General features: G+C 71.5%; 8 protein-coding genes. 4 read left to right on the top strand and 4 right to left on the bottom strand.

Features of this window, described 5'->3' with window-relative positions:
* Both OO014_RS09835 and OO014_RS09830 read left to right on the top strand, forming a co-directional pair.
* On the top strand, nucleotides 1-684 hold a 684-nt coding region (locus OO014_RS09835; RefSeq protein ID WP_272462131.1), incomplete at its 5' end, for an ATP-binding domain-containing protein.
* A gap of 148 nt (nucleotides 685-832) precedes the next feature.
* Nucleotides 833-1,864: a universal stress protein gene (locus OO014_RS09830; protein ID WP_272462130.1), complete on the top strand. Its 1,032-nt coding sequence runs from the start codon at nucleotides 833-835 to the stop codon at nucleotides 1,862-1,864.
* 134 nt (nucleotides 1,865-1,998) lie between these two features.
* On the opposite strand, the gene OO014_RS09825 is transcribed toward OO014_RS09830, so the two are convergent.
* Together OO014_RS09825 and OO014_RS09820 are read right to left on the bottom strand one after the other, a co-directional pair.
* Nucleotides 1,999-2,424 (bottom strand): SRPBCC family protein, encoded by a 426-nt coding sequence (locus tag OO014_RS09825; RefSeq protein WP_272462129.1) that lies wholly within the window; start codon nucleotides 2,422-2,424, stop codon nucleotides 1,999-2,001.
* Between the two features lie 150 nt (nucleotides 2,425-2,574).
* Complete coding sequence (locus OO014_RS09820; RefSeq protein WP_272462128.1) at nucleotides 2,575-4,962, bottom strand: Tex family protein; 2,388 nt, start codon at nucleotides 4,960-4,962, stop codon at nucleotides 2,575-2,577.
* A gap of 225 nt (nucleotides 4,963-5,187) precedes the next feature.
* On the opposite strand from OO014_RS09820, the gene OO014_RS09815 reads away from it, so the two are divergent.
* Nucleotides 5,188-5,676 (top strand): TY-Chap domain-containing protein, encoded by a 489-nt coding sequence (locus tag OO014_RS09815; protein ID WP_272462127.1) that lies wholly within the window; start codon nucleotides 5,188-5,190, stop codon nucleotides 5,674-5,676.
* Here the strand turns inward: OO014_RS09815 and OO014_RS09810 are convergent.
* Together OO014_RS09810 and OO014_RS09805 are read right to left on the bottom strand one after the other, a co-directional pair.
* Entirely contained in the window at nucleotides 5,653-6,411 is a 759-nt protein-coding gene (locus tag OO014_RS09810; RefSeq protein WP_272462126.1) for a FadR/GntR family transcriptional regulator, read from the bottom strand. The genes OO014_RS09815 and OO014_RS09810 overlap by 24 nt on opposite strands.
* On the bottom strand, nucleotides 6,408-7,856 hold the full coding sequence (locus OO014_RS09805) for an amidase (RefSeq protein WP_272462125.1): 1,449 nt from the start codon (nucleotides 7,854-7,856) through the stop codon (nucleotides 6,408-6,410). The genes OO014_RS09810 and OO014_RS09805 overlap by 4 nt, the downstream gene beginning before the upstream one ends.
* A 136-nt stretch (nucleotides 7,857-7,992) precedes the next feature.
* On the opposite strand from OO014_RS09805, the gene OO014_RS09800 reads away from it, so the two are divergent.
* Complete coding sequence (locus OO014_RS09800; RefSeq protein ID WP_272462124.1) at nucleotides 7,993-9,516, top strand: ABC transporter substrate-binding protein; 1,524 nt, start codon at nucleotides 7,993-7,995, stop codon at nucleotides 9,514-9,516.
* The last annotated feature ends 8 nt before the right edge of the window (nucleotides 9,517-9,524 follow it).

Below are 9,524 nucleotides of genomic sequence, written 5' to 3'. Positions count from 1 at the left end.
CTCCCGGCGTCGAAGCGCTTCGACGCCATCATCGTCGACGAGGCCCAGGACTTCGCCGATCACTGGTGGAGTCCGCTGATGAAGTCCCTCAAGGACGAGGAGACGGGCGGCGTCTACGTCTACAGCGACGAGAACCAGCGCATCTTCCCCCGCTACGGTCAACCGCCCGTCCCGCTGGTGCCTCTCGTGCTGGACCACAATCTGCGCAACACGCGACAGATCGCCCGGGCCTTCGGCCCGCTGACGCCGATGCGGATGACGCTCAAGGGGGGCGAGGGCCCGGAGGTCGTCATCGTCCCGTGCTCCAGCGACGTCGCCATCGACGTGGCGGACGACGAGGTGGAGTCACTGCTCGACGAGAGCTGGCGGCCTGAGCACATCGCCCTGCTGACGATGGGTTCCCGCCACCGCGTCCAGACGGAGCGTCAGGAGGCCGACGGGCAGGTCGGCTACTGGCGGTCGTTCTGGGAGGACGACGACGTCTTCTATGGACACGTGCTCGGCTGCAAGGGCCTGGAGCGCAAGGCGGTCGTCCTCTGCGTCAACACGGACAACACCGAGCGCGGCCGGGAGAAGCTCTATGTGGGGATGTCCCGCGCCACGGACCGCCTCATCATCGTCGGGGACCCCGAGGTCATCCGCTCCATGGGCGGCGACGCGGTCGCCAAGCAGCTCGGCCTCTGACACGAGGACGCCCGCCACGCCCTGTCTGGCGGCTCACACCGCGTCGCACCCCTGACGTGGCGGCGAGAGGATGGAAGTGGCCGGGCAGGTCGATCCGGCCGGCCGATCCGGCATCGGCCATGCGAACGACTCGAGTGGGGTGCTGCACATGAACGAGAACGCCACGACCGACACCAGCGAGACCAGCGACACCAGCGACACCAGCGACACCAGCGAGACCAGCGACACCGCCAAGGACCTCCCCGCCTCGACCGGCGAGCCGGCAGCCCGTCCGACGCACGGCATCGTCGTGGGCTACGACGCCTCTGCCGCCTCCGTGCTGGCGCTGGACTGGGCGGTCGAGACGGCCCGGGAGCGGGGCCGACCCCTGACCATCGTGCACGGCATGAGCACGGCCGGCACCGGTTTCCCGGCCATGGACCTGGCGCAGGCCCAGCCGATCTTCGAGCAGACGGCCCGCGAGATCCTGGCCGAGGGAGCACAGCGGGCGGCGAAGTCCCTCGAGGTGAGCCAGATCGAGACCCAGTACTGGCTCGGGAGTCCGGCAGGCCAGATCATCGAGGCGTCGCGCGACGCAGAGCTGGTCGTCGTCGGCAGCCGGGGCCGTGGCCGGATCCTCGGCGGGCTGCTCGGGTCGACTTCGTACGCCGTTGCGGCCCACGCCCACTGCCCGGTCGTCGTGGTGCGCAGCGGGGTCGGGGAGGACGTCGAGGACCTGCCCAGACCCAGTCGCCCGGGCGCGGATCACCCGGTCGTCGTGGGCAGTGATGGCTCGCCCGCTTCCGAGCGTGCCGTGGACGCGGCGGCCGACGTCGCCGAGCAGAGCGCCGCCCGGTTGCGCATCGTCCACGTCGCGCAGCCGGTCATCCCCAGCACGTGGACCGTCATCGAGGCGGGCGCCGGCGGCGCGGGCCTGGAGGACCCCGAGGTCATCCTCGGCTGGGCGCGGGAGAGCGTCGAGCAGGAGGGAGGGCGGGTGCGGACCGCGCACCCGTCGCTTGATGTCACGACCGAGGCCCTGTGGGGCGACCCGGGGTCCCTGCTGGCCCAGCTCGGGGCCGATGCCGGGCTCATCGTCGTCGGATCCCGCGGCCGGGGCGGCTTCACCGGGATGCTCCTGGGCTCCGTGAGCCACCGAGTCATCCACGACGCCAGCTGTCCCGTGATGGTGGTCCGCTGATCCGAGTTGCGCTGATCCGAGTCGGGCGGATCCGGGCGCCTCATGGCGCCTCAGGGCGGGAGGAGCGCAGGGAGACGGGCGGCGCGGCCGGGCCCAGCGGCATACGGGCCCGGCCGTGCCGGCGTCGTCTCGGCTCAGCCGGCGAACGAGCTGGTGAGCCGGGCGAGCGCCTCGTCCCAGCGTGCCTTGTCGCCCGGACCGTCCTCGGCGATGCCCCGCCCCTCGTGGAAGATGTCGAGCCGCGTGCCGTCACCCTCGCGCCGTAGCTGGAGGTCGACGATGCTCAGGGGTCCGTCCTCGTTGGGATGCCAGGAGACGCGGATCTGTTCCAGAGGGTGGTAGCTGCGCAGCACGCCACAGGGTCCTTCCGCGCTGTGCCAGGGCTCGCCCTTCGTCGCCAGGCGGGCGCCGCTGCCGAGCAGCTCTTCGGTGCCCTGGGGGCTGATCAGGTGCTCCCACACGCGTTCGATCGGGGCCGCCACGGTGGCGCTGGCGTGCACGCCAGCCGGCGACCCCTCGAGTTCTGCGTCCTCGGGGATCAACTGCGTCTCACTGGTCATGGGTACCTCCGGTCCGCGGCGGGTCCGGCCCCGGATGGGCTGGACCCACCACTCACAGTCGACCAAGGATCCGGGCCGAGGACAAGAGGCAGTTTGAGTGACGTATGCCGCTGGGCTCGCTCACGCTCGCCCGGCCGCCGGGTGCCGGGCTCAGCCCTGGTAGCCGGCGCGGCGCAGGGCGTCCGCCATGGCGCTGTCCCGCGGCTGCTCGGTCCGCGCTCCCCGACCCGCCTGAGTCGGGGTGGCGCCGCGTCCGCGCTGCTGCCCACCTCCGCCGCGCTTGCCTCGGTCGCCCCCCGCGTCGGTGCGGCGCCCGCCGGTGCGGCCGCCGGGCGTCACCTCGTCGTCGAGGCGCAGCGTGAGGGAGATCCGCTTGCGGGGGAGGTCCACGTCGAGCACCTTGCACCGGACGACGTCTCCCGGCTTGACGACCTCACGAGGGTCGGACACGAAGCGGTCGGACAGGGCGGATACGTGCGCCAGCCCGTCCTGGTGGACGCCGATGTCGATGAACGCGCCGAAGGCCGCCACATTGGTGACCACCCCCTCGAGAGTCATGCCCGGACGAAGGTCCTTCAGCTCCTCGACGCCCTCCTTGAAGGTCGCGGTCCGGAACGCGGGTCGCGGGTCCCGGCCGGGCTTGTCGAGCTCGGCAAGGATGTCGGTGACGGTCGGCAGCCCGAACCGCTCGTCCACGAAGGCGCTGGGCCGAAGCCGCTGGAGCACAGCGGAGTTGCCGATGAGCTGACGGAGCTCGAACCCGGTCTCGGTGGAGATCCTCCGGACCACGGGGTAGGCCTCCGGGTGGACCGCGGACGAGTCGAGCGGGTCGTCGCCCCCCTGGATCCGGAGGAAGCCGGCAGCCTGCTCGAAGGCCTTCGCACCGAGGCGGGGGACGTCCTTGAGCGCGGACCTCGTCCGGAACGGGCCGTTGGAGTCACGGTGCGCCACGATGCTCTCGGCGAGGCCGGCCGTGATGCCGGAGACGCGGCGCAGGAGCGGAGCGGAGGCCGTGTTGACGTCGACGCCCACGGCGTTGACGCAGTCCTCGACCACGGCGTCGAGGGACCGGGATAGGGACGTCTGCGACAGGTCGTGCTGGTACTGCCCGACTCCGATCGACTTCGGCTCGATCTTGACCAGCTCGGCGAGCGGGTCCTGGAGGCGGCGGGCGATGGACACGGCCCCGCGCAGGGAGACGTCGAGGCCGGGGAGCTCCTCGGAGGCGTAGGCGGAGGCCGAGTAGACCGAGGCGCCGGCCTCGGACACGACCGCGGTGGTGACCTTGAGCTCCGGGTGGCGCTTGACGAGGTCGTGGGCCAGTCGGTCGGTCTCGCGGGAGGCCGTGCCGTTGCCGATCGCGATGAGCTCGACCCGGTGCTCGGCGCACAGCCGGGCGAGAGTCGCGATCGAGCGCTCCCACTGGTTCTGCGGCACGTGGGGGTAGATGACATCGGTGGCCACGACCTTGCCGGTCGCGTCGACGACGGCCACCTTGACGCCGGTCCGGAAGCCCGGGTCGAGCCCCATCGTGGCCCGACTCCCGGCCGGGGCCGCGAGGAGCAGGTCCCGCAGGTTCGCGGCGAAGACGCGGACGGCCTCCTCCTCGGCCGCCTTGCGCAGCCGCATCCGCAGGTCGATCCCGAGGTGGACGAGCAGCTTGGTGCGCCACGCCCAGCGCACGGTGTCGGCGAGCCAGGCGTCGGCGGGGCGACCCCGGTCGGTGATCCCGAAGCGCGCCGCGATGGCCCGCTCGTAGTCGGTGGGTCCGGTCGCCGGCTCGTCGGACGGCGGGACGGGGTCGACGGTGAGGGTCAGGACCTCCTCCTTCTCGCCGCGAAGCATGGCGAGGATGCGGTGCGACGGCATCTTCGTGAAGGGCTCCGAGAAGTCGAAGTAGTCGGAGAACTTCGCCCCTTCCGTCTCCTTGCCCGCACGCACCTTGGCGCTGAGGTGTCCCCGGGACCACATGCGCTCGCGCAGGTCGCCGACGAGGTCCGGGTCCTCGGCAAGACGTTCCACGAGAATGGCGCGAGCCCCGTCGAGCGCGGCTGCTGCGTCGCTGACGCCCTTCGCCTCGTCGACGAACGCTGCTGCCGCGGCCTGCGGCGAGACGGTCGGGTCGGCGAGCAGGCCGTCGGCCAGTGGCTCGAGGCCGGCCTCCCTGGCGATCTGGGCCTTGGTGCGCCGCTTCGGCTTGTAGGGGAGGTAGATGTCCTCGAGCCGGGCCTTCGTCTCTGCCGCCAGCACCTGGGCACGCAGCTCGTCCGTGAGCTTGCCCTGCTCGTCGATCGAGGTCAGGACCGTCCGGCGGCGCTCCTCGAGCTCGCGCAGGTAGCCGAGCCGCTCCTCCAGGGTGCGCAGCTGCGCATCGTCCAGCCCGCCCGTCACCTCCTTGCGGTATCGCGCGACGAAGGGGACGGTCGCGCCGCCGTCGAGAAGGCCGACGGCTGCCTGCACCTGGCCGCCGCGGACGCCGAGCTCCTCCGCGATCCGCTGCTCGATCGACGGCCCTGCGACACCCTGTGACCCGTCCACACCCAGACCCACAACCACAACCACTCCTGTGCTCTCGTTCGCTCCACGCGCTCGAGCGCGTGGACCCCGCATTCTGCCGGTCGGCACCGACGGGCCGTCGCGGACCCTCCGGAAGTGAGCCGCCGGGGCGTGTCGGGGCGTCGCTGAGCAAATCTCCACCGGGCGTCCGAAGCCGGGGCTGAGCGGGTATGCCCCGGTGGGAACAGCCGCTCGGGGAGAAGGTCGATGGAAGTTCGCAGTGATGACGGTCGTGCGCTGGAGCGTGCGTGGTCGGTCTACGAGGCGTGGCTCTGCGAACGGGTCGGGTGCCTGCCGACGGGAGCCGTGCTCGCGATCGGGCTGGCTCGGCCGGTGCCCGATGATGCGCTGGTCCCGTCCGTCGACGTCTACGTCGAGGACGACGGTTCCCTGCTCGCCTCCGCGACGGGCAACAGCGTGCTGGGCGCCCGATACCGCATCCCGGACCGCGAGCAGGCTGCCATGGGCATCTCGTGGTCCGCGGCGGTCCGGGACCGTCGTGGCGTCGTCCTCTGGGAGCTGCGTCGCGGGCCGAGCGAGGTGCCGGACCTGGCGGTTCAGGTCCGGCGGGTGCTAGCTCGCGGCTATGGCGTGACGCACCCGGTCCTGCTCGCCACCCAGGTCGACGGTGTCGCGGCGGCCGCCCCGGACTGGAGGCTGGTCCACTGCGGTTCAGCCGTCCAGGAGGGCCTGTAGGGTCCGTCGCTCAGCCGCCGAGACATAGCCGGCGTAGTAGTCGTAGAGGCTCTGCGTGGAGGCGCGAGCGGCGGCCGGTCCGTCCCCGGCGCGGATGGCGTCGAGCACCTGCTCGTGGTGCTCGAGGGAGCGCCGCATCAGCGTCTTGCTGTTGCGGGCGTGGGCCAGCTTCCCGGCCACGAGCGAGAGCACGGTGTCGCGGACGACCGCGTTGCTCACCTGGATCATCGTGTTGCCGGAGGCCACGGCCACGGCTTCGTGGAAGGCGACGTCCGCCTCGCTGAAGGCCTCGAAGCCGAGGTCGACCGAGTCCCGCATGCGGTCGATCGCCGCCTCCATCCCGGCCAGCTCGGCGTCGGTGCGCAGGACGGCCGCGAGCCGGTTCGCCGTGGCATCGAGCATCATCCGCGACACGAGCAGCTGTGCCAACGTCAGCTCCTCCGTGCGGGCCAGGCGGTGGAGCTGCTTGCGCAGGCCGCCGCTCGTGAAGGGCAGGATCTCGGGGCCGTTGGGGTCGCCGGGACGGGAGCGGACGAGCCCGTTGCTCTCGAGGACGCGCAGCGCCTCGCGGACCGTGGCCCGGCTCGTCCCGAACTGCACGACCAGCTCCCGCTCGCTCGGCAGGCGCTGCCCGGGGACCAGCTCGCCACTGGCGATCGCGGTCTCCACCTGGTCGACGATGCGCTCGTAGAGGCGAACCGGCCGGACCGGCTCGAACGCCGGCTGCTGCTTCATGGCGTCGTCGGACCGGATCGACTCGGCGCCGGGATGGGCCACACGGGGGTGGCTTCCGGACCACGGTGCTCCTCGAACCAGTGCACGGCCCGCAGGACGCCGACGTCGTCGAACCGGCGCCCGGAGACCTGCAGCCCGATGGTGCGGCCGTCCGGGAGGAAGCCGCCGTTGACCGTCGCGGCCGGCTGGCCGGAGAGGTTGTAGGGCGCGGTGAAGCCGATGTGCGCCATACCGAGGTCGGAGTCTCCCCACGGCATCGGCCACTCGGCCGGGAAGGCCGCCATCGGGGCGACGGGGGACAGCACGAGGTCGAAGGCCTCGGTCGCCGCCGTCGTGACCTGCTGGATCCGCATCATGGCCGTGTAGTCGCGCATCACCTCGCGCGCGGGCACGGGCCTCGCAGCCTCGACCCAGCGGCGGATGAAGGGCAGGACCCGCTCCTGGGCGGCCTGGTCGAGGTCGTCGAAGTCGACGAGGGAGCGCACCCGCCAGAACTCGTCGAGGCGCCGGAGGAGCTCCTCGGTCAGGAACGGCGCCACCGGCTCGACCCGCGCGCCGGAGGCCGCGAACACCTCGGCAGCCGCCTCCACGGCCGCCCGGACGGCCCGGTCGACGGGCAGCCCGGCGCCGGCGTCGAGATGGAGGCCGACCCGAAGGCCCGCGACGGAGTACGAGCCGCCGACCGTGAGGTCGTCGAGGTCGAGGCGCTCCGGGGGCAGTGCGGTCCAGTCCCGGGGGTCCGGCCGGCTGATGACGCCGAGGAGCAGGGCGGCGTCGACGGCGGACCGGGTCATCGGACCGGCCGCCCGGCCGAGGTAGGGCGCGTCGAGCGGCACCCGGCCGGCGCTCGGCTTGAGCGTGGTGAGGCCGAGCCAGGTGCCGGGGAGCCGGATCGAGCCCCCGATGTCGGTGCCGACGTGGAGCGGACCGTAGCCCGCCGCCGCAGCAGCTCCCGCGCCGGAGCTCGACCCGCCCGTCGTGAGCTGCGGGTCCCACGGGCTGCGCGTGATGCCGTGGAGGCTGGAGACGCCCGACGAGAGCATCCCCCAGTCGGGCATGACGGTGGAGCCCAGGATAACGCCGCCGGCCTCCTCGATCCGCTCGACGACGGGTGAGCTGCGCTCTGGGACAACGGGGTTGACGCCCGAGTTGCCCGCCGGCATCGGCACGCCGGAGCGCGCGAGGTTCTCCTTGACGGTGACGGGGACGCCGTCGATGGGACCCAGCGGGGCACCCGCGCGCCAGCGAGCGGCACTGAGCTCAGCGGCATACAGCGCTCCCTCGATGTCGTGGCGCCAGAAGGCGTTGAGCACCGGCTCGCGCTCGGCGATGACATCGGCGACGTCGCGGACGACGTCGACGGGGGAGAGGGAGAGCGAGGCGTATGCCGCTGAGAGCGCTTGCGCTGTCAGGCTCGCCGGGCGCACGGTCGGTTGCTGCTCCATGCGTGGTCACCCGCCTCTCACGGCCGGGCCCGTGTCAACCCTTGACATCCGGCCCGTTGACGGAAACGGTAGCGGTCTACGCAGAAAAGTCCACTGGTCAGACCGGTGGCTGGAGGTTCACCGGGATGGAGCCACGATGAAGCCGAGCCGTATCGCCGCCGCGGGGAGCGTCCTGCTCCTTGCCCTCACCGCCGCCTGCTCCGCCGGATCGGGCACCTCCGACGGCACCTCGACCACCGGTGCCGGGGGGACCACGGACACGAAGCTGACCGTGGGCCTCGTCGCTGAGCCGGTCAGCCTCGATTTCACCACCAAGGACGGCGCGGCGATCCCGCAGGCGCTGCTCGACAACGTCTACGAGACCCTCGTCAAGGTCGACCAGTCCGGGGAGCTCCAGCCCGGGCTCGCGGCGGCGTGGCGGGTCTCCGACGACAAGAAGACCTACACCTTCGACCTCGTCCAGGGCGCGACGTTCACCAACGGCACACCGTTCACCGCCAAGGACGCCGCCTTCTCGATCAACCGCGTCAAGAGCGACTGGACCGTCTCGCTCAAGGCGGCGATGGACGTCGTCGCCGAGGCCAAGGCCCTGAGCGACACCCAGCTCGAGGTGACCCTGACCAAGCCGAGCAACAACTGGCTCTACAAGATGTCCACGCGCGTCGGGGCCATGATGACGGAGCAGGGCGTGGCGGGCCTCGCCGACAAGCCCGTCGGCACCGGTCCCTACGTCTTCTCACAGTGGCGCCGCGGCGACTCGATCTCCTTCACGGCGAACCCCGACTACTGGGGGGACAAGCCGTTCTTCCAGGACGTGACCCTCAAGTACTTCAAGGACCCGTCGGCGCTCAACAACGCCCTGCTCACCGGCACCATCGACGTCATCGGCACCGTCCAGGCGCCGGAGTCGCTGCAGCAGTTCGAGGGCAACGACAAGTACGCCATCACCGAGGGCACGACGAACGGTGAGGTGCTCCTGTCGTTCAACAACGGCAAGGCCCCGATGAACGACGTCAAGGTCCGCCAGGCCGTCCGGCACGCCATCGACCACCAGGCGCTGCTCGACACGTGCTGGGCCGGCCGCGGGACCCTCATCGGCAGCATGGTGCCGCCGACCGACCCGTGGTACGAGGACCTCACCGGCCTCTACCCGTACGACCTCGAGAAGGCCAAGGCACTCGTTCAGGAGACCGGGGTCGGGTCCACGGCTCTGCGGTTGCGGCTGCCGTCCCTGCCCTACGCCACCTCCTGCGGGCAGGTCGTCAAGAGCCAGCTCGAGCAGGCCGGCTTCACCGTCACCCTCGACCAGCTCGAGTTCCCGGCGGTCTGGCTGAGCACCGTCTTCACCGACGCGGACTACGACATGTCGATCGTCGCGCACGTCGAACCGCGCGACCTCGCAACGGTGTTCGGCAACCCGGAGTACTACACGCGCTACGACAGCAAGCAGCTCCAGGCCGACCTCGCCGCAGCCGACGCCGGGACTCCCGACGAGCAGGTGGACCTCATGAAGAAGGCCGCGCGGGAGCTGTCCCAGGACGCCGCCGGTGACTTCCTCTTCCTGCTGCCCAACCTCATGGTGGCCGAGAAGGGCATCACCGGGCTGCCGAAGAACGCCATCACCGAGTCGTTCCGGCTCTCCGACCTCAGCCGCGGCTGAGCAGGACG

The organism is Intrasporangium calvum (assembly GCF_028446585.1).
Classification (GTDB): Bacteria; Actinomycetota; Actinomycetes; order Actinomycetales; family Dermatophilaceae; genus Intrasporangium; species Intrasporangium calvum_A.
This window is presented reverse-complemented; position numbering and strand designations above follow the sequence as displayed.